We start from the raw sequence: 24,620 nt of genomic DNA on the forward strand, positions 1-24,620 counted from the left end.
GCACGGGCCGGCGGAGCCGAGCCGGTCTCAGTCTTCGATCACCGGGTCGAACTTGTAGCCCAGTCCCCGGACCGTCAGGATGCAGCGCGGGTTGGCCGGGTCGGACTCGACCTTGGCCCGCAGGCGCTTCACGTGGACGTCGAGGGTCTTGGTGTCGCCCACGTAGTCGGCGCCCCAGACGCGGTCGATGAGCTGGCCGCGGGTGAGGACCCGGCCGGCGTTGCGGAGCAGGACCTCCAGGAGTTCGAACTCCTTCAGCGGGAGCTGCACCTGGCGGCCGCGGACGGCGACGATGTGGCGGTCGACGTCCATGCGGACCGGGCCGGCCGCGAGAACCGCCGACTCGACCTCCTCGACGTCGCCCTGGCGGCGGAGCACCGCGCGGATGCGGGCGACCAGCTCGCGGGAGCTGAAGGGCTTGGTGACGTAGTCGTCGGCGCCGAGTTCCAGGCCGACGACCTTGTCGATCTCGCTGTCCTTGGCGGTGAGCATGATCACGGGGACCTTGGACCGCTGGCGGAGGGAACGGCAGACCTCGGTGCCCGGCAGGCCCGGGAGCATCAGGTCGAGCAGCACGAGGTCGGCGCCGTTGCGGTCGAAGGTCTCCAGCGCCTCGGGGCCGGTGGCCGCGACCGCGACCTCGAAGCCCTCTTTGCGCAGCATGTAGGAAAGGGCGTCGGAGAACGACTCCTCGTCTTCCACGACGAGTACCCGGGTCATGTGGCCGCCTCCAGGGGAGTTGACGTTGTGCGGGGTGTGGCGACCGCGACCCCGCCGAACGCGGGGAGGCGGAGAGTGAAGGTCGAGCCGGAGCCTTCCTTGCTCCAGACCGACACCTCGCCGCCGTGGGCGACGGCGACGTGTTTGACGATGGCCAGGCCGAGGCCGGTCCCGCCGGTCGAGCGCGAACGGGCCGCGTCGACCCGGAAGAAGCGCTCGAAGATGCGTTCCTGGGCGCTCTCGGGGATGCCGATGCCCTGGTCGCTGATGCTGATCTCGACCGAGTCGCCGGCCGGGCGGGCGCTGACCACGACCCGGGTGTGCTCGGGGCTGTAGGCGACCGCGTTGTCGATCAGATTGCGCAGGGCGGTGACGAGCAGTTCGTCGTCGCCCCAGATGTTGAGGCCGCCGGTGCCGCCGGCGACCAGCGTGATGTCCTTCGACGCGGCCTTGGTGCTGCACCGGTCGATGGCCTCGTGGACCGCCTCGTCGACCTGGACCGGCTCCGGCGTCGGGATCTCCTCGGCGCCCTGGATGCGGGACAGGGTGATCAGGTCCTGGATGAGATAGGTGAGGCGGGCCGCCTCGTGCTGCATGCGGCCGGCGAATCGGGTGACCGCCTCGGGGTCGTCGGCGGCGTCCTGGATCGTCTCGGCGAGCAGGCTGAGCGCGCCGACCGGGGTTTTGAGCTCGTGGCTGACGTTGGCGACGAAGTCGCGGCGGACCGCCTCGACGCGGAGCCGGTCGGTCTGGTCTTCGGCCAGGACCAGCACCTGGCCGGTGGAGCCGAGCGGGGCGACGCGGACCGCGAAGGAGGTCGACTCCTGGCCGAACTTGCGGCCGGACGTCTCGATCTCGCCCTCGCGGATCTCGCCGTCGCGGCGGACCTTGCGGGCCAGCGCGAGCAGCTCGGCCGAGATGAGGGTGTCGCCGCGGACCAGGCCGTAGGCGCGGGCCGCCGAGCTGGCCCGCAGGACCCGGTCCTCCCTGTCGAGTACGACCGCCGAGGACGGCAGCACCGCCAGCAGCGAGGCCACCCCCGGAGACAGGGTCTCCTCGGGCGGGGAATCGGGCACCGAAGCGGGTTCGGACTGCCGCCGGATCGCCAGCATGACGAGGGTGCCCACCAGGAACCCACCCATCGCGGCAAGACTCGCCAGCAACTCATTCACGCTTCGATGCTAGGTGGGAATGCCCCTGTTCCTTACGGCCGGATGCCGACTGACCATGGCCTTTCCCGAAGAGTTCACTTTCCGGTCGGAGATCGTTCACGAAGCGCGGATTACCGTGACGGGCATGCGCGACGCCTATCATGACGAGCTGGACAACCTCACCGTACGTCTGGTCGAGATGACCCGACTGGTTCGCTCGGCCATGTCCCGGGCCACCACGGCCCTGCTTGACGCCGATCTTCACCTCTCCGAGAGTGTGATCTCTCAGGACGAGGAGGTCAACCGGCTGTACGCCGAGGTGGAGACCTCCATTTACGAGCTGATGGCCACCCAGCAGCCCGTCGCGGTCGACCTCCGCACGGTCATCACCGCGCTGCGCATGGCCGCCGACCTGGAGCGCATGGGCGACCTGGCCGAGCACATCGCCAAGATCGCGCGGATGCGTCACCCCGAGTCGGCCATCCCGGCCGAGCTCCGCGACACCATCGTCGAGATGGACCAGGTGGCCGAACGTCTGATCACCAAGACCGGCACCTGCATCGCGACCCGCGACGTCGAGCTGTCCAAGGAACTGGAGGCCGACGACGACGCGATGGACATGCTGCACCGCCGCCTGTTCCGCGTCCTGCTGTCGCCGAAGTGGGACCACGGCATCGAGGCCGCGATCGACATCACCCTGGCGGGCCGCTACTACGAGCGCTACGCCGACCACGCCGTCCGCGTCGCCCGCGACGTGGTCTACCTGGTCACCGGCTCCCGCGACGGCGAGGAGTAAACCAAGAGCGAGAGCCCCGGCCCTCGGGGGGCCGGGGCTCTGTGTTTGTTTTGCGCGGGCTCCGCCCGCGCGGCGCGGTGTTTGACTGCGCGGGCTCCGCCCGCGCGGCCCGAGCGCTTTGAGCCGGCGTCTTCCCTCGTCGCTCCGGGTCGCTTCGCTCCCCTGCGCTCCTCAGTCCAGACGCCGGCGCGCTCGGGCACCTCATGAGCAGACGTCGCTAAAACTCATGAGCAGACGTGGTTGGGACTCATGAGTGGGCCCGGAGACTATTTGCCCTGGTTCGCTACTGCTTCGATGGCCGCAGCTGCGGCCTCGGGGTCGAGGTAGCCCGAGCTGACGGGCTTGTAGTCGGCGTCGAGTTCGTAGCGCAGGGGGATGCCGGTGGGGATGTTCAGGCCGGCGATGTCGGCGTCGCTGATGCCGTCGAGGTGCTTGACCAGGGCGCGCAGGGAGTTGCCGTGGGCGACCACCAGGACGGTCTTGCCGGCGGCGAGCTGCGGGACGATCGAGTCGTACCAGTAGGGCAGCATGCGGTCGACGACGTCTTTCAGGCACTCGGTCTTGGGCCGGAGTTCCTTCGGCAGGCCCGCGTAGCGGACGTCGGCGAACTGGGAGAACTCGTCGTCGTCGGCGATGGGGGGCGGCGGGGTGTCGTAAGAACGGCGCCAGAGCATGAACTGCTCGTCGCCGAACTCGGCGCGGGTCTGCGCCTTGTCCTTGCCCTGGAGGGCGCCGTAGTGGCGCTCGTTGAGGCGCCACGACCGCTCGACGGGGAGCCAGAGCAGGTCGGCCGCCTCCAGCGCGAGGTTGGCGGTCCGGATCGCGCGGGTGAGCAGGGACGTGTGGACCACGTCGGGGCGTACGCCCGCCTCAAGCAGCAGCCGGCCGCCGCGCGCGGCCTCCTCCTCACCGGCAGCCGAGAGGTTGACGTCGACCCAGCCCGTGAACAGGCCCTTGACGTTCCATTCGCTCTCGCCGTGCCGGAGCAGTACCAAAGTCGCCATGACCGGCATCTTAGTGGTGGACGGTTAACGCTCCGGGTCGGCGAAACGGGCGAAAGCCTGCAAATTGGCAGTCGACTCGCCCCGTTCGAGCCGCCACTCCCATTCGCGCCTGATCGAGCTCGCGAAGCCGATCTCCAGGGCCGGATCGAACAACTCGTCGGCGTAGGTGAGCACGCAGCCCAGCAGCCGGTCGACCTCGGCCTCGGTGACGCCCTCATGGGGGATCCGGCCGACAAGGTGGACGTCGCCCCGGTGGTCGAGGGCGAAGTGCACGCCGTACATCGAGCCGTTCTTGGACAGCAGCCAGCGGTAGAACTCCTGGTGGTTCTCGTCGGGGCCGCGGCAGAAGAAGGCCTCGATGTTGAGGGCCTGGTCGTCGACGACCAGCCAGGTCATCGTCTGGAGCTTGTGGGTGCCGGGGAGCTTCACCAGGTAGGAGCCGCTGCGGGGGCTCTCGTAGGTCAGGCCCATCGAGTTCAGGGCCGCCTCGATCACGGCGGAGACGGTCATCGGGCGGCCGCCACGGGCAGGAGCTGGCTCATCGCTCCGGTATACACCTCCACGAGCCGCGCCGCCGTGGCCTGCCAGCCGAACGCCGCGGCGTGGCGGATCGCGCCCTCGGCGAGGAAGTCCCGCCAGGCGGGCCGGTCGAGCAGGCCGGCCAGGGCGGTCGCCCACTCGGCGGGGTCGTGACTGTTCATCAGCAGGCCCGAGACGCCGTCCTTCACGGCCGTGCGCAGCCCGCCCACCGACGCGGCCACGACCGGGGTGCCGCACGCCTGCGACTCCAGGGCGACGAGGCCGAACGACTCGTTGTGGGAGGGCACGACCGTGACGTCGGCGGCCCGGTACCAGTCGGCCAGCTCGGGCTGCGGGCACGGCGGCGCGAGGTGCACCAGGTCGGTGATGCCCAGTTCGGCGGCCACATCGGTCAGGAGGGACGGCCGGGCGAGCCCGTTGCCGCTCGGCCCGCCGACGCAGGCCACCACGAGGCGGTCCCTTAACGCGGGGTCGTCGGCGATCATCTTGGCGGCGGCCCGGAGCAGCACGTCGGGGGCCTTCAGCGGCTGGATGCGGCCGACGAACAGCAACACGTGGGCGTCCTGCGGCAGGCCCAGCCGGTGGCGGGCGGCGCCCTTGGACGCGGGCTGGAACACCTGGAGGTTCACCCCGGGGTTCACCACGCTCACGCGGGCGGGCGGGGCGGCGTACAGGGAGATGAGCTCTTCGGCCTCGGCGGCGGTGTTGGCGACCAGCCGGTCGGCCACGTCGACGACCTGTTCCTCGCCGAAGACGCGGGCCGGGGGTTCGGGGCAGTCGCCCTCGGCCAGGAGCAGGTTCTTGACCTTGGCCATGGTGTGCATGGTGTGCACGAGCGGCACGCCCCAGCGCTCCTTGGCCAGCCAGCCGACCTGGCCCGACAACCAGTAGTGGGAGTGGATGAGGTCGTAGCGGCCGGGCTCGTAGATCGCCTCGGTGCGCAGCACGCCCGACAGGAACGCGCACATCTGGCCCGGCAGGTCGGAGCGGTAGAGCTCCTCGTAGGGGCCGGCGGTGACGTGGCGGACCGAGACTCCCGGCGCGAGTTGCACGATCGGGGGCAGGTCGCGCGACGTCTGCCTGGTGAAGATCTCGACCTCGACGCCGAGGTCGGCCAGCCGTTTGGCCGTCTCCACGATGTAGACGTTCATGCCGCCCGCGTCGCCGGTACCCGGCTGGTCGAGCGGTGACGTGTGCATGCTGATCGTCGCGACCCGGTTCACCCGTCGCACCCGCAACCACCTCCAAACAACGACTAACCATGACACTCAGCCCAAGATTCCCGCTCTCACTAGGATTGCGACCATGACGAAAACAGCCGTGGTCACGGGGGCCAGCAGCGGAATCGGCGCCGCGACGGCCCGCAGGCTGGCGAAAGAGGGATTCCAGGTGGTGGCGGCGGCCCGCCGCCGCGACCGGCTCGACGACCTGGCCGCCGAGCACCCGGGAATCGTCCCGATGACCCTCGACGTCACCTCCCAGGAGTCCGTCGACGCCTTCAACGCGGCCGTGCCGACGGTCGACGTGCTGGTCAACAACGCGGGCGGCGCGGTCGGCCTCGAACCGGTCGCCTACGGCCTGCTCGACGACTGGCGCCAGATGTACGAGGTCAACGTGCTGGGCACCCTCCGGATGACCCAGGCGCTGCTGCCGAAGCTGGTCTCCAGCGGCGACGGCGTGCTGGTCATGCTGACCTCGGTCGCCGGGCTGGTCTCCTACGAGGGCGGCGGCGGCTACTGCGCGGCCAAGCACGGCCAGACCTCCATGACCGAGACGCTGCGCCTGGAACTCGTCGGCGAGCCGGTCAGGATAATCGAGATCGCGCCCGGCATGGTGGAGACCGAGGAGTTCTCGCTCAACCGCTTCCGCGGCGACGCCGAGAAGGCCGCGAAGGTGTACGAAGGCGTGCCCGACCCCCTGACCGCCGACGACGTGGCCGACGTGATCGCGTTCGCGGTGACCCGTCCGGCCCACGTCAACATCGACCGCCTGGTGATCCGCCCCCGGGCGCAGGCCGCCCAGCACAAGGTCCACCGCGTGTGAGACCGGTCGGGGCGATCACCCGCGGCACCACCGGGCACAACCGGCTCCGGAGGGCCGACCGGTGGCTGGCCGCCGTCCACGAGGGGCTGCTGCGGTCGGCCGCCGACCCGCTGGTGGTCGACCTCGGGTACGGCGCCTCCCCCGTCACCACGCTGGAACTGTTCGCCCGGCTCCGGCGGGTCCGGCGCGACCTGGAGGTCGTGGGGGTCGAGATCGACCCCGAGCGGGTGGCGGCGGCGTCGGCGTACCGGAAGCCCGGTCTGGACTTCCGCCGGGGCGGCTTCGAGATCCCCGGCCGGCCGCCGCTGGTGATCCGGGCCTTCAACGTGCTGCGGCAGTATCCCGAGGCCGAGGCCTGGCGGCACTGGGAGCTGATGGCCTCGCGGCTCCAGCCCGGCGGGGTGATCGTCGAGGGCACCTGCTCGGAGATCGGGCACCGGGCCGTCTGGGTGGGCCTCGACCGGACCGGCCCGCGCACGCTCACCTTCGCGGCCCGGTTCGGCGGCGTCGACCGGCCCTCCGACCTGGCCGAACGGCTGCCGAAGACGCTGATCCACCGGAACGTGCCCGGGGAGAGGGTGCACGCCTTCCTCACCGACTGGGACCGCGCCTGGGCGATGTCGGCCCCTTTCGGGGCGTACGGGGCACGGCAGCGCTGGATCCAGTCGATCGGGCGGCTCAGGGAAACCTGGCCCCTCTACACCTCCGCCCCCTACGGGGGAACGGCCCGATGGCGACTCGGTGAGCTGTCCCTTCCCTGGTCGGCGCTTGTAAGCTGAGGTGTACCCCACCCTCCTCTACGAGACGTAGTACTACGCCGGGTAGGCTGAATGTCGTGAAGGGTCTTGGCGAGCTTGAGCGCAGCATCATGGACGTTCTGTGGGCGGAGGGTGGTCCGTTGACCGCCCGTGAGGTGGGGCGGCTGATCGCCGATCGCGATCTGGCGCCGACGACCGTCATGACCGTGCTCGACCGGCTCACCCGGAAGGGCTTCCTGACGCGGGTCCGCGACGGCCGTGCGTGGCGCTACGAACCGGCCGCGAGCCGTGACGCCTACATCGCCGAGCTGATGCTGGAGGCCCTCGACATGACGGGAGACCGTTCCGCCGCGCTGACCAGGTTCGCGCAGGCCGTGTCCGGCACCGAGGCCGACGTGCTCCGAAAAGCTCTCACGGAGCTGGAGGAGGAGTGATCGCGGCCGTCGCGCTCGCCGCGCTCGCCGCCGTCTGCGCGGTGTCCGCGTGGCGGATGACGTCCGTCCGCTGGACCTGGCGTGCCCCCCGGGCCGCCATCGCCCTGTGGCAGGCCCTCGGCCTGACGTGGGGGCTGGCCTCCGTCGGCGCGCTCCTGGCCTACGCCCTCGAACCGTGGGGGCGCGGGGTGATCCACGGGCTGGTCTATCTGGTCACCCACTGGCGGGAGCCCTCCGGGCTCCAGCGGGTGGGCGCGCTGGCCGCCGGGCTGGCGCTGCTGACCGTGCTGATGGCCGTGGTCGTGGTGGCCATGGCGCAGACCCTTCAGGCCCGCCGCCGCCACCGCCTGCTGCTGTCGCTGGTGGCGCGCGACGAACCGGCCGTTCCGGGTGTACGGGTGGTCGACCACCCCGGGGCCGCGGCCTACTGCGTGCCGGGGCTGAAGTCGCAGGTGGTGATCAGCGAGGGCACCCTGAGCCTGCTCTCCCGCGACGAACTGGCCGCCGTGCTCGCCCACGAAGACGCCCACGCGCGCGAGCGCCACGACCTGGTGCTGCTGCCGTTCGCCGCGCTGCGCTGGGTGCTGCCCTGGTCGAAGGTGGTGCGCGACGCCAACGCGTCGGTCGCGCTGCTGGTCGAGATGGCCGCCGACGACCACGCCCGGCTGCGGGTGCCGCCGAAGCGGCTGGCCACGGCGCTGCTGCGGTTCGGCACGGCCGGCGCGTTCGCCACGCCCCACGGCGCGCTCGGCATGGGCGCCGAGAACGTGATGGCGCGGGTGAACCGGCTGGTCCAGCCCGGTCCGGCCATGCGCAAGCGGTACCGCTACGGCATCGTGGCCGGGGCTGCCCTGCTTACGACCACAGCGCCCCTTTTGTGGTTCTTGCCCCAGTGAGTTAGCTATCGTTAACCAGTGCGTTTGCAAATGCATACACGCTCTGGTTAGCTGGGAGACATGGAACTCCCGAAGGTCGGCTCGATCGGTGAATACATCCGCGAGCAGCGCACGCAGGCGAAGATCTCGCTGCGTCAGCTCGCGGCCCAGGCCGGGGTGTCCTTTCCTTACCTCAGCCAGGTCGAGCGGGGAGTGCGCAAGCCGAGTGCCGAGATCCTCAACCAGATCGCCAAGGGTCTGCGGATCTCGTCCCAGGCGCTCTATGTGCAGGCCGGTCTGATCGACGAGCGCGAGCCCGACAGCGACGTCCTGGCCGCCATCAGGGCCGACGTCACGATCACCGGACGGCAGCGCCAGGTTCTGGTCGACATATACGAGTCGTTCCGCAAGGAGAACAAGGCCGCGGAGAAGGAAGGGGCCCAGCCGACGCAACCGGCCGAGCCCCTCGATGCGGCCTCACTTAACGGTCACGCCACGTCAGAAGGGTACAACCTGCCATGACCCTCGCCACCGAGGTCAAGAAGATCACAGAGTCCAAGCCGTTCTACGCCCTGACCGGGGCCGGCGACTACGCGGTGGAGAAGCTGCGCGAGATCCCCGACCGCGTCATCAACCTCCAGGCCCGCCGCGAGGAGGCCTTCGCCTACGCCGGCCGGGTGCAGGGCAAGGCCGAAGACTACGCCAACAGCGTCGCCGAGCGGCTGAACGCCATCTACGAGGAGATGGCGAACCGCGGCCGCAAGGTCGTCAGCCAGGCCAGCGGCGAGGCCGCACTGGAGCTCACCGAGGTCTCCGAGGCGGCCGAGCCCGCCGTCGCCGCCAAGGCGACCACCCCGGCGAAGCGCCCGGCCGCCCGCCGGACCAACGCCACGAAGGCGTCGTAGCGGAACCGTTCGCGGCCCCGGTGGGACATCCCCCACCGGGGCCGCGGCTTTCTCGCCCTGCACACCACGGAAACCAGACACTAGGCTGGTGGACATTCCGACCTTGACCCCGCGGGAGTGAAGCGATGCTCTACGGCGTACTGGACCTCATCTTCCTGGGCCTCGCCATCGCGGCGTTCGGGATGTCGGTGTGGGCCCTGATCCACGCGATCCGCACCCCCGCCCGCGCCTTCCAGGCCGCCGGCAAGCTCAACAAGAACCTGTGGATGCTCTTCACCGGCCTGGCCACGATCTTCACGCTCGCCTCCGCCGCCGGATACATGGGCGGCGGGCTGAACATGCTGAACATCTTCACCATCGCCTCGGTGATCGCCTCCGGCATCTACCTGGCCGACGTGAAGCCGGCCGTCAGCGAGTACAAGGGCGGCGGTGGCGGCAACCAGGGCCCCTACGGCCCCTGGTGATCCCCTGGCGTGATCAGAGCCAGTCCCGCTTCTTGAACTGCGTGTAGAGGACGACGGCGGCGACCACCCAGAGCCCCGTCGACGTCCAGAACCCCCACGGCTGGCCCGAACCCGGATAGGGCACGTTCTGGCCGTAGAAGCCGGTGATCATGGTGGGCACGGCGATGATCGCGGCCCAGCTCGTCACCCGCTTCATGATCAGGTTCATCTTGTTGTTGGCCATGGTCATGTGCGCCTCGCGGATGTTGCCCACCAAGTCGCGCAGCGAGTCGGTCCATTCGGCGGCGCGCACGGCGTGGTCGTAGACGTCCTGGAAGTAGGGGGCCAGGGAGCTGTCGCGGATCACGTCGTTGCGGCGGAACAGGGTGTTGACCACCTCGCGCATCGGGGCGACCACCCTACGCAGGTTGACCAGGCTCTTCCGCAGCTCGAAGGTCCGGCGCTGCTCGCCGGGGCCCGGCAGGGTCTCCTGGAACAGGCCCTCCTCCAGCTTCTCGATCTCGTCGTCCATGGCCTGCACGACCTCGAAGTGGCTGTCGACGACGTAGTCGAGCAGGCCGTGCAGCAGGAAGGCCACCCCGTGTTCGGCGAGGGCGCCGCCGGAGTCCCAGCGGCGCTGCACCTGGTCGATCGAGAAGGCCTCGCTGGTGCGCACGGTCACCAGGGCCCGTTCGGTGACGAACGCCGACGCCTCGACCGACTCCAGGCGGCCGGTGTCCTGGTCGAAGTGGGTGGCGTAGACGTTCAGGAACATGTGGGTGTCGTAGACGTCGAGCTTGGGGCGCTGGTTCGCGTGGAGGGCGTCTTCGACGGCCAGCGGGTGGAGGCCCAGCTCCTCGCTGATCGCGTCGAGGTCGGCGCGCGTCGGGGTGCACAGGTCGAACCAGACCATCACGTCGGGCTCGCCCAGGTGGTCGGAGACGTCGGCGATCGGGAAACCCTCGGATTCGAGTTTCCCCTTGCGGTAGAGCCGGGTGCGCGCCACCGGGTCAGCGTACTCCGATGGCACTATCGTGACGGGTCATGACATCTCTGGCACGCCCGTTAGGGCTGGCCCTCTTATTGATCGTCCTGTTCGCCGCGCCGGCCCGTGCCGCCGGGACGAGCGAGGTGACCATGCAGTTGCGGCCCGACGGGGTGCTGCACGTGGTCGAGCGGGCCGACGGGCCGCTGAGCCGTACGGTGACCACCCGGACCCGCCACGACGACGGCTTCGACCGGATCTACCGCATCACCAACGTCAAGGGCGCGACCCTCGACGGCGAGACGCTGACCGTACCGGCCGCCGGGACCGTCGAGTACGACGTCACCGGCGCGGTCACCCCGCTGCCCGACGGCACCGAGGAACTGCGCTGGTTCCCGGCCGGCGGGCCGCTCGACGCCGTGACGGTGTCGGTCCGCGGCCCCGGCCAGATCCAGAGCCTGGCCTGCTTCGCCGGACCGGCCGCCTCGGCGCTCGGCTGCACCGCCGCGAGCATGGACGAGTCGGCCGAGAACGCCGCCTTCGAGCAGACCGGCCTCGCCGAGGGCGAGCAGCTCACGGTCGTGGTCGCCTACCCCGCCGGGTCGACCGGCGCGCAGCCGATCCTGGAGCGCCGCTTCGACCTGGCCACCGCCTTCACCGTCGACGTGTGGACCGGCGGCTCGCTGGTCGCCCTGCTGCTCCTGCTGCTCGGCGGCCTCTACGGCCTCTACCGCTCACGCGGCCGCGACGCCCGGGTGGTCGAGTCGGAGTCGGGCATGTACGCCCCCCTCGAAGACGGCCGCTTCGCCCCGCCCGACGGGGTGCGGCCCGGCCAGATCGGCACCCTCATCGACGAACAGGCCGACGTGATCGACGTGACGGCCACCATCGTGGACCTGGCGGTACGCGGCTACCTGCGCATCGACGAGCAACCGCGCGGCCCCTACGACGCCCCCGACTGGCTCCTGGTGAAGCTGCCCAAGGCCCCCGTGCAGGCCCTGCTCCCCTACGAACGCGCCCTGTACGACGCCATGTTCGACCTGCGCGACGACATCCTGCTCTCCCAGCTCCACGGCGGCTTCTCGGCCGGCCTGGCCCGGGTGCGCGACGCCCTCTACCGCGACGTCGTCAAGCAGGGCTGGTTCGCCCGGCGGCCCGACTCGGTGCGGTCGCGCTGGACCGTCCTGGGCGTCCTGCTGACCCTGGTGGGCCTGGCCGGCACGGTCGTGCTGGCCTGGCAGACCACCTACGGCCTGGTCGGCCTGGCGGTGATCATCGCCGGGGCGGCCCTGACGGTCGGCGGCCAGTACATGCCGGCCAAGACCGCCAAGGGCGCCGCCGCGCTCGCCCACACGCTGGGCTTCCGCCAGTTCCTCATCTCGGGCGACGTGAACGGGCTGCCGGAGGGCCAGCGGGTCGAGTTGTTCTCCCGCTATCTGCCGTACGCGGTGATCTTCGACAGCGTCGACCGGTGGGCCCGTGTCGTGTCGACGATCACGACCGAGGGCGACAACCTGTACTGGTACCACGGGCCCGCCGAGTGGGACCTGTCGAAGTTCGCCGACTCGATGCGCACGTTCGTGATGACCACGTCGGGCGCGATCTCGGCGGCCCGCCAGTTCAGGTCGTTCTGACCCGGAGCTCGCCCACGGGCCGCCCGCCGCCCTTGATCGGCGGCACCAGGTCGCCGGGCACGTCCTCGCCCAGCGCCCTCAGGACATGGGCGGTGACCGCGACCCTGGCCCGCTGGCCGCCGTCGACGATCTTCACGGCGGCGGCCCGCCCGTCGGCCAGCGCGAACGCGTCGAACGCCTCGGCGCCCGCCTTCAGCATCAACCCCGGCACGCTCCGCATCAGCACCGCCTCGGGCCGCGTCGTGCCGCTGGTGTATTCGGGGTGGGCCCGCATCGCGTCGGCGATCCGGCGCTCCTTCGAGCCCTCGGGGGCGGTGACGATCCGCCGGAAGGCCCGCACGACCCCGACCATCGACACGTAGAACAGCGGCGCGCCGCAGCCGTCGACGCCGGTGGCGGCGATGCGCTCGGAGGTGAGCTCCTCGACGGTGGTCCGGATCGACTTCTGCAGCGGGTGGGTGGGGTCGAGGTAGCCCTCGGTCGGCCAGTCGTTGACCGCGCACGTCGCGAGCATCGCCGAGTGCTTGCCGGAGCAGTTCATGTAGACGCGGCCGAAGTCGAGGGAGGATCGGTCGTCGGGATAGTCCTCGGGGCACCGCAGGGCGCTCTCGTCGACCCCCGCCCGAGCGAGGATGCGGCGGGCCCCCTCGACGTGGATCGGCTCCCCCGCGTGGCTCCCGCAGGCCAGCGCCAGCAACTCGCCGTCGAGGTCGAGCCCGGCGTGCAGCATGCCGGCCGCCTGCAGCGGCTTCATCGACGACCGGGGCGAGGCGGGGGCCTGCACGTCGCCATGGACCAGGACGGGGGAACCCTCGGCGTCGACGGCGACGACCCGGGCGCGGTGGACCGACTCCACGAACCCGGAGCGAACCACCTCGACCAGCAATTCGGACATGCCGTCGACTGTAGGGCATGGCAGAATCCCGCCATGCGCGCGGTGGTCCAACGAGTGAGCCAGGCATCGGTGACGGTCGACGGGACGGTGGTCGGCGCGATCGACGAGCCCGGCCTGATGGTCCTGGTGGGGGTGACCCACACCGACGGCCCGGCCGAGGCGGCGAAACTGGCGGCGAAGTTGTGGGGCCTGCGCATCCTCGACGGCGAGAAGTCCTGCTCCGACATCGGGGCGCCCCTGCTGGTGATCAGCCAGTTCACGCTCTATGCCGACACGAAGAAGGGCCGTCGCCCCACGTGGCAGGCCGCGGCCCCGGGCCCGGTGGCCGAACCGCTGGTGATCGCGGTCCAGGAGGAACTCCGCAGGCTCGGCGCGCGGGTCGAAACCGGCCGCTTCGGCGCCGACATGAAGGTCGCCCTGATCAACGACGGCCCGATCACGCTGGTCATCGACGTCTGACCGGTCAGGCCCGCCAGATCCCGATGCCGAGTGCGGCCAGTTCGGCGGTCGCGCCGCGCGGATCGGTGATCGCTTGTTCGGCCACCCTGGTCAAGTCGAGGGGGCTGCCGTCAGCGGCGACCAGTTCGGCCGGTGCGCTCCACGAATGCCGGAAGGTGGCCTGGCCCGCGCGGACGGCGGCCAGGTTCATCAGCACCTCCAGCGGGGTCAGGATCAGTTCCGGCAGGTCCTCGGTCGCGGCCTCCGGGAACAGCGGCCGCGCGACCTCGTCGAGGCGGCCGTCTTCCAGCATTTGCAGCACCTGGGGCAGCCCCGGCCCGGTGAGCCCGATGGTGTGGAGAATGCCGTCGGTCTCGCGCTGGAGTTGCGCGGTGGTGGCCGCATGGGTGAACTCGGGCCAGGCGAGCACCATGTCGTCTTCGACCTCCCGTCCGAGGGCGTGCAACGCCGCCCGGGTGGCCTCCAGTTCGACGGCCCGCAACGCCGCCTGGGCGGCGGCCAGGTCGAGGATCAGCGACGTGGCGGGCCGTCCGTCCGACACGGCGAAGGACTCGGGAAAGCGCGCGGCGCGGGTGGCCGACGACGGAAACGGGTCCCACCGTGACGGGTTGGCCGGGAGCGGCTTGGCCCGCAGGGCGTCGAGCTCGTCCTTGCGCGCGGCCACGAATTCGGCGAAGCCGCCGTACAAGTCATCGGGCAGGTGCCCCGCCTCAGAGCCCGGCAGCAGGTGGAAATCGTGGAAGAAGTTCCACGCTTCAATGACCGCCCAGATCTCGTGCATCGCGCCGACCGCGTCGGCCGACCCGGCCACCCGCACGGCGACGGCGTCGGCGCGGAACTCCCAGCGGCGGCAGACTGCGTTGTCGATCAGCCGGTACAACCATCTGTATCCGCGGAACGCCCACGCGGCCGGGTTGGTGGGGCGGAGGGCCTCGGCGGTGGTGACGATGGCCGTGTCGGACCGGATGGCGAACCCGACCCACCGGGTGTGGCCGGCGGCGAAGTGTGCCATGAAATGCGCCAGCCCGAACCGGGCCTGGCCGACCGTCATCGTCTGGAGCAGCGGCAGGCCGACGTACAGGACGCGGTGACCTCGCAGGAAGGCGTGGGTGTACCGGACATTGGGCTCCGACATGAGCCGGACCTCGTGGGGAGGACGGGTGCCGGCCTCCGCGGCCACCTCCCGAGCGAGCTGCCACAACCCCGGAGCCTGATCGGCGTCGAGGGCCGGGCCGGTCGACCGATCGTCCCGCCACCGCAGTGCCCGCCACAACCCGCGCCCCAGCGCCCACACGAGGCAGCCGGCCCAGCCGAACATGACCAGCACGAGGATGACGAAGCCGACGGGCGGGACCCTCCCCGGGGGTATCGCCCGTAACAGCACGACGAACCCGGTGAGCTGCGCGGCCGCCACGCCCACCAGGCCGCACAACATCACGATCGACACCAGCGCGCGTCCCACGCGAGCAGGCTAGTGCCTACATGAGATTGGGGCGCTTCCGGTCGCGGGCCATCATCGCGGCCTGCCTGCGCAGTTCCGGGTCGACCTGGACGTTGCGGCCGGCGTCCTGGGGGACGATCACTTCCTGTTTGGCCGCCACGTGGCCGGCCACCAGGTCGATGTCGACCGGGACGGTGCGCTTGACCACCGCCAGGGCGATCGGCCCCAGTTCGTGGTGGCGGGCCGAGGAGCCCACGAAGCCGATCTGGCCCGGGGTCGCCGAACCCTCGACCGCCGCCTCGGGGTCGGCCTCAAGGGGGGTGCTCACGCCGAGCGTCACCGGGGTGCCGTGGGGCGGGAGTTCGTCGACGCTGCCGTCGAGGTGCAGGAAGACCAGCCGACGCGGCGGGTGGCCCAGGTTGTGGACGCGGGCGACCGTCTCCTGACCCCGGTAGCAGCCCTTCTTCAGGTGGACGGCGCTCTCGATCAGCCCCAGCTCGTGGGGGATCGACTTGTGGTCGGTGTCGAAGCCGTAGCGGGGGATGTGGGCTTCGATGCGCAGCGCCTCGTAGGCCCAGAGCCCCGCCAGCGGCCCCTGCGCGGCGAGCTCCGGACGCGGGATCAGCCGGTCGTCACCGGGGAGGCCCGAGATCACCGCCCAGTCGGCCGACACGTCGGCGATCTCGACGCGGAGCATGAAGCGCATCTTCTCGAGCCAGGTCACCAGGGCTTCGGAGGTGCCGGGCTCGACGTGGATCCAGGTCGTCTCGCCGTCGTCACGCAGGTGGAGGTGGTGTTCGAGCCGCCCCTGCGGGTCGAGGAACAGCGTCTGCGTCCACACTCCGGGGGGCAGGTCGTCGAGCTTCTGGGAGCTGAGGCTGTTGAGCCAGCTCAACCGGTCGGGCCCGGACACGGTGATCACGGGACGGTTGCTCCGGTCGACCACGGCCCGGCCGGCCGCCAGGGCGCGCTGTTCGCCGTAGGGGTCGCCGTAGTGGGCCGCGACGGTGTCGTCGGGCGACGATCCGGGGACGGCTCCGGAGACGTCGAGCAAAGGGCTGCGCATACCTCTCAGGCTAAGCCCGCTCAACGGCAGTCGCGGCACCGCCCGAAGATCGTCAGATGGTGGACGTCGGTCTGGAACCCCATGTCGCGGTCGAGCCGGGCCACCATGTCGCCGACCAGCTCGGGAGGCGCCTCGATGATCTGCCCGCAGCTGCGGCAGACCAGGTGGACGTGGTCGGCGTCGGCGGCCAGGTGGTAGGTCGGCGCGCCGTGCCCGAGGTGGGTGTGGGTGACGAGGCCGAGCTCTTCGAGCAGTTCGAGGGTGCGGTAGACGGTCGAGATGTTCACCCCGCGCGCGGTCTCCTGGACCTTGGCGCAGATCTCCTCGGGAGTGGCGTGGGTGAGCGCGCTGACCGCCTCGAGGACGAGCTGGCGCTGCGGAGTGACCCGGTAGCCGCGGGCCCGGAGCTCGTCGTGCCAGGTGTCGGTCATGACGAAATCCTACGGCCCGATATTGACTTGCCCACCCCCGAGAAGAGCGCCTAGCGTACGAAGCACGCAGAAAGGAGGTGGTCCGAATAATGATTAGTCATGATTGGGCTAGCGAGGTGGCTGTCCGCTAGGACAACCGATCCGGACCAGCTCCGGGTCGGCGCGTCAGAGCGCAGATCCAGGCAGACACCGGAACCCCGGGCAGCCGGCGGGTGCAGGGTGCAGACCCTCTCCCATTGGTCCAGCCGGCCCGCTCAACCGAGCGGAAGGCGCCCGGGGTTTCTCAATGCCCGCGTGCTTCCACGCCGAGGATCTCGCACGCCCGCCGATAGAGCACGACGACCTCTTTGCGCACCTGCGCCCGCTCCTCGATGGGCGCGGACCACTTGACCGTGACCGGCTCGCCGTCGGCCTCGAAGTAGATGGCCTCGGCGTCGACGCCGGTCGTGCGGGCCGACGTGGCGCCGGGCTTTCCGCCGAGGGCCCGCACGATCAGCAGCGCGTCGTCCGCGTGGTCGTCGTTCATGTGCTTCTTGATCGCTTCGACCGCGTCCGGGGTCAGCGGGGTGCTCATGGCGCCCGATCCTAGTCGGCGACCTTCTTGAGCTCCGCCGAGGCGTGGTCCTGCAGCGGGAGGCCGACGGCGGCCATCTCGTAGGCGTACATGAGATTGCCGTTGACCAGGCCGTAGAGGCGCTTGCCTGCCGAGTAGTCCTTCGAGGTGACCGTGCGCGCGACGACGTCGGTGATCAGCTCGATCTTGTGGAAGACGACCTCGCCGACGTAGATCTCGATGATCCCGGTCGGGTGGGACAACATGACCTCGACCTGGCGTTCCGGCTGGACGCGCCAGAAACCGGACTCGCTCGCGAGGGGGCGGACCTTCTCGCCCTGCTGGTCGAGCAGCCAGGTGCGGCTGCGGTAGCTGAGGAACGGCTTGCCGTTGTGTTCGAAGATGATCTCCTGGCCGAAGTTGGCGCTCTCCATCGTCGGGTAGCCGATGACCCCGGCACCCTCCCAGTGGCCCAGCAGGAACGCGATCGGCTCAAGATCGGGATGTACGTCCATGCCGTCAAGGCTAGTGCGGGTTTAGGCTGCGGGCATGGCACGCCAACTGGTGATCAAAGTGACCGCGGGCAGCGACGCCCCCGAGCGGTGCAACCAGGCCTTCAACGTCGCCGGGGCGGCGATCGTCAGCGGGGTCGGGGTGTCGCTGTGGCTGACCGGCGAGTCGTCGTGGTTCGCCCTGCCGGGCCGGGCCGAGGAGTTCAAGCTCGCCGAGGCGGCCCCCCTCGAAGACCTGCTGGCCGCGGTCCTGGCCGGCGGGCGGGTGACGTTGTGCACCCAATGCGCGGCCCGGCGCGGCATCACGCTCGACGACGTGATCGACGGAATCCGCATCGCCGGGGCGCCGACATTCGTCGAGGAGATCACCCAGGAAGGCGTTCAGGCGCTGGTCTACTAACACGGCGCGGGTGTCATTAGGCTTCGGCCTGAGCGCGGCAGGTCCCCTTATTTCGGGACGGGACGAATAAATGACATCCGGCGACCCACTGGCCGAATTACGGTTACTCCTCCAGGAGCGTTATCGCATAGCCGGGAAACCGAGCTACCGCGAACTCGCCAAGCAGACCGGAATGAGCCACACGTCGGCCCGCACGGTCATCCTCTGCGAACGCCTCCCCCGCTGGGGCGCCCTCGAACTGATCGTGGAATCCCTGAACGGCGACACGGCGGAATTCCACCGCCTGTGGCTCACCGCCGACGCCGCCACGACCACGCCTCCGCGCGGCCCAGATCACGAGATTTCCGGTATGGGCGTTCCTGCGCCCGCCGCGGGAGGGCGATCGGACCACACGGACACGGGTATCCCCGCGCCGCCCGTGGGAGAACGATCAAGCCATGGGGACATGGACATCCCCGCGCCGGTCACCGGCGAGCGATCAGGCCACGACGAGAGGTCTCCCGGCCGGCTCGGCGGGATCCTGAGGTCACGGCGGGCCGTGCTCATCTCGCTCTCCTCGGTCGCCGTCGTGGCCGCCGCCGCCGTGGCGGCCCCTCGTCTGTTGAGCGGCGAGCCGCCGCCAAGGACCGGCGTGATGTTCGGCGGGCCGCTCTCCGGCGGGAACGGCGCCGTCTGGTCGGTCGCCCACGGCGTGCTGGGCGGGCGGCCGGTCGTCCTCTACGGCTGCCAGAACGGCACGGTGCACCTGCGCGACCTCGTGAGCGGCGAACGCATCGGCGCGGTGCTCACCGGGCACACCCGGGCCGTGTTCGCGGCGAAGATCGCCGACGTGGGCGGCCGGGCCACCGGGGTGACCGGGTCGGCCGACGGGACCGTGCGGATGTGGGATCTGGCCTCGGGGCAGGGCCGGGTGCTGAACGCCGGGAAGGAGTCGGGCGGGATCAACGCCCTGGGCGTCACGACGATCGCCGGGCGGCCCTGGGCGTTCACGGCGGGCGACGACCTGACGATCCGCCGCTGGGACCTGGCCGCGTCCGCCCCCGAGGGCGAGGTGGTCGGGCAGCCGCTGGCCATGTCGCCCAAGGCCATCGTGGTGGGCGAGGTGGCCGGGAAGCCGACCGCGTTGTCGGGCGGCGACGACCGGCTGGTGCGCCGGTGGGATCTCACCGAGCCCAGCCCGTCGGGTGTGCCCATCGGCGGTCACGACGGCACGATCTGGAACCTCGCCATGGGCCACGCGGACCGGCGGCCCATCGTCCTGTCGGCCGCCGAAGACGGCACCACCCGGCTCTGGGACCTGTCGGAGCGCCAGCCCATCGGCCACCTGCTGGGCGAGCGGCTGCCGAACCCGGTCAAGTGTGTCGCGCTGGCCGTCGCCGGGGGGACCACGATCGGGTTCTCCGGCGCCGACGACGGCACCCTGCGCGAATGGGACCTGACCACCACCAAGCAGGTCGGCCCACCGGCGGAGGGGCCGACCTCCGGTCCCGAGGGGTTCGCGGTCGCGACCCACCAAGGCCGGACCTACCTGTTCGCCGGGACCTGGGACGGCTACGTCTGGCGGTTCGACCTCGGCCCTACGGCTTGAGCACCGCGCTCAGGCGTTCGTTCCGGAGGCGTTCGTACCAGCTGTCGTCCATCGCGGGCAGCGGACCGGCGGCCCAGCGGAGCAGCAGGTCGGCCAGGGCGGGGTTGCGGGCCAGGGCCGGGCCGTGGAGGTACGTACCGATGATCTTGCCGGCGAAGCAGCCCTCGGTGCCGTCGCCGTTGCCGGTGCCGACGAGGGTGCGCGACAGCGGGGTGACCCCCGGGCCGAGCCGGGTCACGCCCATGTGGTTCTCGAAGCCGGTGAGGGTCGGCAGGCCCAGCGACGGGTCGACCTCGGCCGCCAGCTCGCCGACCGAGCGGCGCTCGCCGCGGCCCGAGCTGATGTCGAGCAGGCCGATGCCGGGCACCGGCTGGCCCTCCTCGCCGCCGAACACCGAGCCCATGATCTGGTAGCCCGCGCACACCGCCAGCAGCGACGCGCCCCGCTGGATGGCCCGGTGGAGGCCGCCGTCGCGGCGCAGACGCTCGGCGCCGAGGATCTGGGGCCGGTCTTCGCCGCCGCCGATCAGGTAGATGTCGCCCTGCTCGGGGACCGGGTCGGAGGAGCGGACGTGGACGACCTCGACGGGGATGCCCCGGCGGCGGGCCCGCTGTTCGAGCACGAGCACGTTGCCCTGGTCGCCGTAGGTCGACAGCAGGTCGGGGTAGATCCAGACGATGCGGAGGCTAGACTGCACGGCCGAACTCCGTCCGGATCGACTGGAACGCGGTGTAGTTGGCGATGACGTCGATGTCGCCCGGCGGGAGCGCCGACACCGCCTGGCTGAAGTCGTCGACCAGGATGAAGCCGACCCCGGCGACGTCGAGCCGCAGGGCCAGGTCGAGGCGGCGCTCGCCGGTCACGTAGACGTGGCGGCCCGCGAGGATGCGGTAGTCGACGTCCCACAACCACGAGGTGTCGCGGCCGTCGGGCCCTTGGGCGTTGACCGACAACACGATCGGGCGGTCGGGGCGGGTGACGTCGAAGGCCTCCAGCCAGCCGGCCGGGTTCTTGGCCAGCAGCAGCTTCATCACGCGGCCGTCGCGCTCGACGGTGGTGTAGCGGCCGGCGACCGACTTGACCTCGCGCAGCCTCGGCAGCGCACGCTGCGGTTCGAGGCCGAACGCGGCGGCGGTGGCCAGGGCGACGACCGCGTTGGAGCGGTTGGCGGTGCCGGGGAGCTGGAGGTCGAGCCGCCAGCGGTGGCCGTAGGGGTCGATCGCGTCTTCGCCGTCGAGGATCCAGTTGGGCTCGGGTCGGCTGAAGGTGCACTCGCGGCAGGCCCAGTCGGCGTTGACGATGCCCTCGGCGCGGTCGAGCGGGCCGCCGCACTCGGGGCAGCACCACGAGTCCTCGTGCCAGCGCTGGCCGCCGGCGACCCAGGTCACCCGGGCGGCCGTGGAGGCGCCCCAGGTGACGAGCGGGTCGTCGCAGTTGGCGATCACGTGGGCGGGCCGGCCGGCCAGGGCGCGGCGCCACTTCTGGGCCAGCAGCCAGATCTCGGCCGCCCGGTCCATCTGGTCGCGGCTGAGGTTCATCAGCACCACGACGCCGGCCTCGGTCGTGTCGAGCACCTCGGGGAGGTACTTCTCGTCGACCTCCAGCACGCCGTAGGGGGCGGCCTTGTTGGACGACAGGGCCGAGACGTGGCCGGCGGGCATGTTGGCGCCGAACGCGTTGGTGGCGACCTCGCCGAGCTCCTGGAGCGCCGAGGCGATCAAGCGGGTCGTCGTGGTCTTGCCGTTGGTGGCGCTGACCAGTGCGAGCTTCTTCTCGTGGGCGAGTTTGCGCAGGAGGTCGGGCTCCAGGAGCAGGCCCACCCGCCCGCCGATCACGGACCCGTCGCCGCGCCCGGTCGCCCGGGAGAGCGTCGCGGCGGTTCGTCCGAGCGCGCTGGCGAGCTGAGCGCGCAACGGCAACTGACTCATGCAGTGATCCTAAGGGTCGGTGAAGGACAGCTCGGCAGGGGCGTCGCCGTCGAACGGGAGAACGAACCGGCGAGGCCAGGAGAGTACCGTCTCCAGCCACGCCGCCCCCATCGTGTGGGCGACGTGCCGGATGCGCTCCCGGGGTTCGACGCCGACCGCGACGGTGGCGATGTCGCGCTGGATGCCCTCGTGCTCGTCGTCGCCGAGGATGACCCGCCAGGCCAGCGGGCGGTTGCGGTCGACCTCCATCGACAGCGGATGGTGGCGCAGCGCCTTGGCCCGGTGGCCGAGCAGTTCGGTCCTGGTCTCCACGGCGAGCCCGCCGCCGTTGACCCCGGCGTGCAGGTAGGGGCGGCCGGAGGGGTCCGTGCCGAAGAGGGCGTATTCCATCGCCGGGGCCGGGCTGCGCAGGTTGGGCGCCGGGTGGCCGTAGGGGAACAGCCGGTCGACCTCGTGGAGCCAGCGCATCTGCGGGATCACCCACGCCGGGCCGGGCTTGTCGCCGGCGGGCGAGCCGGCCAGCAGCCCGGCCGCGACCTCGGCGGCCTTCTCGGTGAGCAGGGTCGGGTCGAACCAGGTGCGCAGCGACCAGGCGCGGCGGGCGACGCTGCGCTCCACCAGCGTGGCCAGCAGGCACTCGCGGCGGCGCGGCGGCAGCTCCGACCAGATGTCGGCCAGGATGCGCGGCACGCCCGGCAGCGACCGGTTGGCGACGAACGACAGGATGACGGTGTCGGTCCAGATCCGCAGCCACGCCCACTCGGGCGCGACAGCGAGCAGGTCCGCTTCGCGGACCTCGAAGAGCGTGCAGGCCTTTCCGGTACGGCACTCGCGCCCGCAGGCGGCCGACCGACGTCCCTTGATCGGCGGCGCCGGTGACTGGAGCACGCGCTCGCGGTCCTCCCCCAGCGGCACCTGGATGCGCAGCGGCCGGTCCATGCCGTCGGCGAAGACCGCCGCGAAGCCCGGCTGGAGCGAGACCACCTGGCGCGACTGCTCCTCCGACAGGTTCATCGCCGCCCCGACGAGGAACCGGTCGTCTTCGGCCGGCAGCCGGTGCACGACCTTGAGCGCGGTGTTCTTGACGACGTCGGAGACGAGCTTGGTGGGGATCTGCTCGGCCACCACGATGCCCTCGCCGTAGGCGCGGATCTCGGCCAGCATGCCCGCGAGCAGCTCGACCGCGTGGGTGGAGGCCCGCTGGGCGCCGCGGTCGCGCAGCAGCCGGTGGGCCTCCTCGATCACGATGACGTGCTGGAGGCCGGTCGACTTCTGCTGGCGGGCGCGCATCCGCAGGTGCTCGACGATGCGGATGATGAGGGTGCCCATGAGGAACGCCTTGTCCTCGTCGTTGGCGACGTCCTCGATCGCGAGCACCACGTTGCGCTGGAGCAGGCCGCCGATGTCGGCGGGGTGGCCGCCCTCGAAGAACCGCCCGGCCGAGCCGACCCGCAGCGACCGCAGGCGAAGCGAGATGAAGCCCTCGACGTCGGCCTGGACCTCGTTGCCGTAGCCGATCTCCTCGATGACCTCCAGGGCGTGCTGCTGGAGCTGTTCGAGGGTCGGCACCTGCGGCTGGACGGCCGCGCCCGGGATGCCGCCGCCGGTGACGACGTCCCAGCCGTTGGCCTCGTAGACGCGCTGGAGGGCCAGGGACATGATCTGCGGGAACGGCTCCTCGGCGTCGAAGGCGGCCATGAACAGGGCCCGGACCATGTCGATGTGGGCCTGCACCGGGTAGCCGGGCTCGGGGGCCAGCGGGTTGACGCTGAACGGCACGGCGTCGGGGGCCGACGGGTTGATCACGGTCAGCGGGGCCTGGCCTTCGAGGCGGCCGGCCATGGCGGCGTACTCGGACTTGGCCGGTTCGATGGCCAGCCACGGTATGCCCGCCTTGGTGAGCTGTTCGAGCAGGTGGCGGACGGTCTGGGACTTGCCCGACCCGGTCGCGCCGGTGACGAAGGCGTGCCGGTTCAGGGTCGCCAGCGGGACCCGGAAGGTACCGACCGCCCGGTCCTGGCCGTCGACGATGGCGCCCAGGTCGAGCATGTCGCCGCCGGTCGAGTCGGCCTCGCTGGTGACGTCGAAGAAGCCCGTGTCGAGGACCCGCACGCCCGGGACCTCGCGCCGGGGCAGCCCGGCCAGGGCCGCGAGCGCGCCCGCGGTGGCGGCGAAGGGGGCGGCGGCGCTGTCGGTCGGGTCCTGGAAGTTGACGTTGAGCGCCTCGGTGAAGCTGTAGACGGGCTCCTGCGCGCTCGGCCGGGCCGGGCCCGCCATCGCGCTGCGCAGCCGGTAGGGGTGGTGGCTCATCTCCACCGAGCCCACCAGGACGGGCGCGATCTGGCGGAGTTCCTCAGGGCCCGCCGCGCCCGCCAGGACGCGCACGTTCCACAGGCCCGCCTCGCGGAAGGCGTCGAGTTCCTGCATGCGGCGCTCGGCGCGTTCGGCGTCGTAGCGGGAGCGCTCGGAGGCGTCGCCGTACTGGCGGAGCACGTTGAGCTGGGTGCGGAGGTGGCCGACCTCCTGGTCGAGCAGGTCGGTCGGCTCGGCGACGACGACCCAGCCGAACGGGCGCGACATCAGCGTCGTCAGGGTCGACTCGAACAGGGTCGGCTGCTTCGGCTCGTCGGGCTCCGGCTCGCGCCGCCCGTTGAGCGGCGGGGCCTGGCGGCCCGGACAGGGCGTCCACACCAGATCGGCGAGGTCGGCGAGCCAGTCGTCGCCGATCTCGACGCCCCGCGCGCCACCGGGGAACAGCAGCGGCTGCGGCCCGGTCGGCACCACCTCGATCGCCGCGACGGCGGCCCGCCGCGGAGCGCGGGGCGGGGTCAGCGGCCCGGCGTTGGTGATCAGTTCGAGCGGCGCCCCGGAGCCCCGGGACAACCAGCCGATGACGAAGGGCCGGTCGCGCTGCGCGGCGGACAGCACGGCGGGCAGCACGTTCACGAAGTCCCACTCGGCCGACGACGTGCGGGACGGAGCGGTGATCGCCTGGATCCGATACCACGGCCCGCTCAGGGGGAACGGTTGCATGAGACCCCTCTCTGCCAGGCTTTCAC

Annotated in this window: 27 protein-coding genes; 12 read left to right on the forward strand and 15 right to left on the reverse strand. The window is 71.1% G+C overall.

Going from position 1 to position 24,620, the window contains the following annotated elements:
* Nucleotides 1–27: 27 nt before the first annotated feature.
* Both QSK34_RS18785 and QSK34_RS18790 read right to left on the reverse strand, forming a co-directional pair.
* On the reverse strand, nt 28–720 hold the full coding sequence (locus QSK34_RS18785) for a response regulator (RefSeq protein WP_030451587.1): 693 nt from the start codon (nt 718–720) through the stop codon (nt 28–30).
* Nucleotides 717–1,862, reverse strand: coding sequence for a sensor histidine kinase (locus QSK34_RS18790; RefSeq protein WP_161482674.1), 1,146 nt, complete (start codon nt 1,860–1,862; stop codon nt 717–719). The genes QSK34_RS18785 and QSK34_RS18790 overlap by 4 nt, the downstream gene beginning before the upstream one ends.
* A gap of 154 nt (nt 1,863–2,016) precedes the next feature.
* On the opposite strand from QSK34_RS18790, the gene phoU reads away from it, so the two are divergent.
* A complete protein-coding gene (gene phoU, locus QSK34_RS18795) occupies nt 2,017–2,667 on the forward strand; it encodes a phosphate signaling complex protein PhoU (protein WP_161482497.1) in 651 nt (216 codons plus the stop codon).
* A gap of 266 nt (nt 2,668–2,933) precedes the next feature.
* Here phoU and QSK34_RS18800 read toward each other — a convergent pair whose 3' ends face one another.
* Genes QSK34_RS18800 through mshA form a run of 3 tightly spaced genes read right to left on the reverse strand, consistent with a single transcriptional unit; the run spans nt 2,934 to nt 5,410 of the window.
* The gene (locus QSK34_RS18800; RefSeq protein ID WP_030451590.1) at nt 2,934–3,671 is read right to left on the reverse strand and encodes a phosphoglyceromutase; all 738 of its coding nucleotides are present in this window, start codon (nt 3,669–3,671) and stop codon (nt 2,934–2,936) included.
* Between the two features lie 24 nt (nt 3,672–3,695).
* Nucleotides 3,696–4,181, reverse strand: a complete 486-nt coding sequence (locus QSK34_RS18805; protein WP_285585541.1) for a YbjN domain-containing protein — start codon at nt 4,179–4,181, stop codon at nt 3,696–3,698.
* Nucleotides 4,178–5,410 (reverse strand): D-inositol-3-phosphate glycosyltransferase, encoded by a 1,233-nt coding sequence (gene mshA / locus QSK34_RS18810; RefSeq protein WP_502875534.1) that lies wholly within the window; start codon nt 5,408–5,410, stop codon nt 4,178–4,180. The genes QSK34_RS18805 and mshA overlap by 4 nt, the downstream gene beginning before the upstream one ends.
* 106 nt (nt 5,411–5,516) lie before the next feature.
* Between mshA and QSK34_RS18815 the strand changes: the two genes are divergently transcribed.
* From QSK34_RS18815 to QSK34_RS18845, 7 genes are all read left to right on the forward strand, one after another.
* The gene (locus QSK34_RS18815) at nt 5,517–6,254 is read left to right on the forward strand and encodes an SDR family NAD(P)-dependent oxidoreductase (protein WP_285585543.1); all 738 of its coding nucleotides are present in this window, start codon (nt 5,517–5,519) and stop codon (nt 6,252–6,254) included.
* Nucleotides 6,251–7,033 carry a class I SAM-dependent methyltransferase gene (locus QSK34_RS18820; RefSeq protein WP_285585544.1) on the forward strand — a complete coding sequence of 261 codons (783 nt, stop codon included), beginning with the start codon at nt 6,251–6,253 and terminating at the stop codon, nt 7,031–7,033. Before QSK34_RS18815 ends, QSK34_RS18820 begins: the two co-directional genes overlap by 4 nt.
* Before the next feature lie 56 nt (nt 7,034–7,089).
* The gene (locus QSK34_RS18825) at nt 7,090–7,446 is read left to right on the forward strand and encodes a BlaI/MecI/CopY family transcriptional regulator (RefSeq protein WP_081898316.1); all 357 of its coding nucleotides are present in this window, start codon (nt 7,090–7,092) and stop codon (nt 7,444–7,446) included.
* Nucleotides 7,443–8,342, forward strand: coding sequence for a M56 family metallopeptidase (locus QSK34_RS18830; RefSeq protein WP_161482493.1), 900 nt, complete (start codon nt 7,443–7,445; stop codon nt 8,340–8,342). Before QSK34_RS18825 ends, QSK34_RS18830 begins: the two co-directional genes overlap by 4 nt.
* A 60-nt stretch (nt 8,343–8,402) precedes the next feature.
* Entirely contained in the window at nt 8,403–8,843 is a 441-nt protein-coding gene (locus QSK34_RS18835) for a helix-turn-helix domain-containing protein (protein ID WP_285585545.1), read from the forward strand.
* Nucleotides 8,840–9,226 (forward strand): hypothetical protein, encoded by a 387-nt coding sequence (locus tag QSK34_RS18840; protein WP_161482491.1) that lies wholly within the window; start codon nt 8,840–8,842, stop codon nt 9,224–9,226. The genes QSK34_RS18835 and QSK34_RS18840 overlap by 4 nt, the downstream gene beginning before the upstream one ends.
* Before the next feature lie 125 nt (nt 9,227–9,351).
* Entirely contained in the window at nt 9,352–9,690 is a 339-nt protein-coding gene (locus QSK34_RS18845; RefSeq protein WP_030451599.1) for a DUF2516 family protein, read from the forward strand.
* A gap of 13 nt (nt 9,691–9,703) precedes the next feature.
* Here QSK34_RS18845 and QSK34_RS18850 read toward each other — a convergent pair whose 3' ends face one another.
* Nucleotides 9,704–10,675, reverse strand: a complete 972-nt coding sequence (locus tag QSK34_RS18850; RefSeq protein ID WP_285585546.1) for a magnesium transporter CorA family protein — start codon at nt 10,673–10,675, stop codon at nt 9,704–9,706.
* 38 nt (nt 10,676–10,713) lie between these two features.
* Here QSK34_RS18850 and QSK34_RS18855 point away from each other — a divergent pair, with 38 nt between their 5' ends.
* Nucleotides 10,714–12,288: a DUF2207 domain-containing protein gene (locus QSK34_RS18855; protein ID WP_285585547.1), complete on the forward strand. Its 1,575-nt coding sequence runs from the start codon at nt 10,714–10,716 to the stop codon at nt 12,286–12,288.
* Here the strand turns inward: QSK34_RS18855 and QSK34_RS18860 are convergent.
* Nucleotides 12,275–13,183: an asparaginase gene (locus QSK34_RS18860; RefSeq protein WP_285585548.1), complete on the reverse strand. Its 909-nt coding sequence runs from the start codon at nt 13,181–13,183 to the stop codon at nt 12,275–12,277. The two genes, QSK34_RS18855 and QSK34_RS18860, sit on opposite strands and share 14 nt — an antisense overlap.
* A 33-nt stretch (nt 13,184–13,216) precedes the next feature.
* Here QSK34_RS18860 and dtd point away from each other — a divergent pair, with 33 nt between their 5' ends.
* On the forward strand, nt 13,217–13,642 hold the full coding sequence (gene dtd, locus QSK34_RS18865; RefSeq protein ID WP_062345217.1) for a D-aminoacyl-tRNA deacylase: 426 nt from the start codon (nt 13,217–13,219) through the stop codon (nt 13,640–13,642).
* A 4-nt stretch (nt 13,643–13,646) separates the two neighbouring features.
* Here dtd and QSK34_RS18870 read toward each other — a convergent pair whose 3' ends face one another.
* From QSK34_RS18870 to QSK34_RS18890, 5 genes are all read right to left on the reverse strand, one after another.
* Nucleotides 13,647–15,104: a M48 family metallopeptidase gene (locus tag QSK34_RS18870; protein WP_285585549.1), complete on the reverse strand. Its 1,458-nt coding sequence runs from the start codon at nt 15,102–15,104 to the stop codon at nt 13,647–13,649.
* A gap of 16 nt (nt 15,105–15,120) precedes the next feature.
* Nucleotides 15,121–16,149 carry a CAF17-like 4Fe-4S cluster assembly/insertion protein YgfZ gene (gene ygfZ / locus QSK34_RS18875; protein WP_285585550.1) on the reverse strand — a complete coding sequence of 343 codons (1,029 nt, stop codon included), beginning with the start codon at nt 16,147–16,149 and terminating at the stop codon, nt 15,121–15,123.
* A gap of 20 nt (nt 16,150–16,169) precedes the next feature.
* Nucleotides 16,170–16,580, reverse strand: coding sequence for a Fur family transcriptional regulator (locus tag QSK34_RS18880; protein WP_030451606.1), 411 nt, complete (start codon nt 16,578–16,580; stop codon nt 16,170–16,172).
* Nucleotides 16,581–16,863: 283 nt separating this feature from the next.
* Nucleotides 16,864–17,154, reverse strand: a complete 291-nt coding sequence (locus QSK34_RS18885) for a DUF2470 domain-containing protein (RefSeq protein ID WP_285585551.1) — start codon at nt 17,152–17,154, stop codon at nt 16,864–16,866.
* 11 nt (nt 17,155–17,165) lie between these two features.
* Nucleotides 17,166–17,648 carry a heme-binding beta-barrel domain-containing protein gene (locus tag QSK34_RS18890; protein ID WP_030451608.1) on the reverse strand — a complete coding sequence of 161 codons (483 nt, stop codon included), beginning with the start codon at nt 17,646–17,648 and terminating at the stop codon, nt 17,166–17,168.
* Between the two features lie 34 nt (nt 17,649–17,682).
* On the opposite strand from QSK34_RS18890, the gene QSK34_RS18895 reads away from it, so the two are divergent.
* Both QSK34_RS18895 and QSK34_RS18900 read left to right on the forward strand, forming a co-directional pair.
* Entirely contained in the window at nt 17,683–18,045 is a 363-nt protein-coding gene (locus QSK34_RS18895; RefSeq protein ID WP_030451609.1) for a DsrE family protein, read from the forward strand.
* A 70-nt stretch (nt 18,046–18,115) separates the two neighbouring features.
* Nucleotides 18,116–19,633, forward strand: coding sequence for a WD40 repeat domain-containing protein (locus QSK34_RS18900; RefSeq protein ID WP_285585552.1), 1,518 nt, complete (start codon nt 18,116–18,118; stop codon nt 19,631–19,633).
* Here the strand turns inward: QSK34_RS18900 and QSK34_RS18905 are convergent.
* From QSK34_RS18905 to QSK34_RS18915, 3 genes are read right to left on the reverse strand one after another with little or no spacing between them, the layout of a single operon-like run.
* Nucleotides 19,623–20,330 (reverse strand): type 1 glutamine amidotransferase, encoded by a 708-nt coding sequence (locus QSK34_RS18905; protein WP_285585553.1) that lies wholly within the window; start codon nt 20,328–20,330, stop codon nt 19,623–19,625. The genes QSK34_RS18900 and QSK34_RS18905 overlap by 11 nt on opposite strands.
* A complete protein-coding gene (locus tag QSK34_RS18910; protein ID WP_161482482.1) occupies nt 20,320–21,561 on the reverse strand; it encodes a MurT ligase domain-containing protein in 1,242 nt (413 codons plus the stop codon). Before QSK34_RS18910 ends, QSK34_RS18905 begins: the two co-directional genes overlap by 11 nt.
* A gap of 9 nt (nt 21,562–21,570) precedes the next feature.
* Nucleotides 21,571–24,594 (reverse strand): ATP-binding protein, encoded by a 3,024-nt coding sequence (locus QSK34_RS18915; RefSeq protein WP_161482481.1) that lies wholly within the window; start codon nt 24,592–24,594, stop codon nt 21,571–21,573.
* Between the last annotated feature and the right edge of the window lie 26 nt (nt 24,595–24,620).

It is taken from the genome of Herbidospora sp. NBRC 101105, from assembly GCF_030269205.1.
Classification (GTDB): domain Bacteria; phylum Actinomycetota; class Actinomycetes; order Streptosporangiales; family Streptosporangiaceae; genus Herbidospora; species Herbidospora solisilvae.

Bases quoted from the DNA above. Each gene is read 5' to 3' on its own strand.
- phoU (WP_161482497.1), top strand. From the start codon at position 2,017: ATGCGCGACGCCTATCATGACGAGCTGGACAACCTCACCGTACGTCTG.
- QSK34_RS18800 (WP_030451590.1), bottom strand. From the start codon at position 3,671: ATGGCGACTTTGGTACTGCTCCGGCACGGCGAGAGCGAATGGAACGTC.
- QSK34_RS18915 (WP_161482481.1), bottom strand. From the start codon at position 24,594: ATGCAACCGTTCCCCCTGAGCGGGCCGTGGTATCGGATCCAGGCGATC.
- mshA (WP_502875534.1), bottom strand. From the start codon at position 5,410: ATGCACACGTCACCGCTCGACCAGCCGGGTACCGGCGACGCGGGCGGC.
- QSK34_RS18805 (WP_285585541.1), bottom strand. From the start codon at position 4,181: ATGACCGTCTCCGCCGTGATCGAGGCGGCCCTGAACTCGATGGGCCTG.
- QSK34_RS18815 (WP_285585543.1), top strand. From the start codon at position 5,517: ATGACGAAAACAGCCGTGGTCACGGGGGCCAGCAGCGGAATCGGCGCC.
- QSK34_RS18855 (WP_285585547.1), top strand. From the start codon at position 10,714: ATGACATCTCTGGCACGCCCGTTAGGGCTGGCCCTCTTATTGATCGTC.
- QSK34_RS18890 (WP_030451608.1), bottom strand. From the start codon at position 17,648: ATGGACGTACATCCCGATCTTGAGCCGATCGCGTTCCTGCTGGGCCAC.
- QSK34_RS18900 (WP_285585552.1), top strand. From the start codon at position 18,116: ATGACATCCGGCGACCCACTGGCCGAATTACGGTTACTCCTCCAGGAG.
- QSK34_RS18880 (WP_030451606.1), bottom strand. From the start codon at position 16,580: ATGACCGACACCTGGCACGACGAGCTCCGGGCCCGCGGCTACCGGGTC.
- QSK34_RS18840 (WP_161482491.1), top strand. From the start codon at position 8,840: ATGACCCTCGCCACCGAGGTCAAGAAGATCACAGAGTCCAAGCCGTTC.
- QSK34_RS18790 (WP_161482674.1), bottom strand. From the start codon at position 1,862: ATGGGTGGGTTCCTGGTGGGCACCCTCGTCATGCTGGCGATCCGGCGG.
- QSK34_RS18835 (WP_285585545.1), top strand. From the start codon at position 8,403: ATGGAACTCCCGAAGGTCGGCTCGATCGGTGAATACATCCGCGAGCAG.
- QSK34_RS18785 (WP_030451587.1), bottom strand. From the start codon at position 720: ATGACCCGGGTACTCGTCGTGGAAGACGAGGAGTCGTTCTCCGACGCC.
- ygfZ (WP_285585550.1), bottom strand. From the start codon at position 16,149: ATGCGCAGCCCTTTGCTCGACGTCTCCGGAGCCGTCCCCGGATCGTCG.
- QSK34_RS18895 (WP_030451609.1), top strand. From the start codon at position 17,683: ATGGCACGCCAACTGGTGATCAAAGTGACCGCGGGCAGCGACGCCCCC.
- QSK34_RS18860 (WP_285585548.1), bottom strand. From the start codon at position 13,183: ATGTCCGAATTGCTGGTCGAGGTGGTTCGCTCCGGGTTCGTGGAGTCG.
- QSK34_RS18845 (WP_030451599.1), top strand. From the start codon at position 9,352: ATGCTCTACGGCGTACTGGACCTCATCTTCCTGGGCCTCGCCATCGCG.
- dtd (WP_062345217.1), top strand. From the start codon at position 13,217: ATGCGCGCGGTGGTCCAACGAGTGAGCCAGGCATCGGTGACGGTCGAC.
- QSK34_RS18910 (WP_161482482.1), bottom strand. From the start codon at position 21,561: ATGAGTCAGTTGCCGTTGCGCGCTCAGCTCGCCAGCGCGCTCGGACGA.
- QSK34_RS18885 (WP_285585551.1), bottom strand. From the start codon at position 17,154: ATGAGCACCCCGCTGACCCCGGACGCGGTCGAAGCGATCAAGAAGCAC.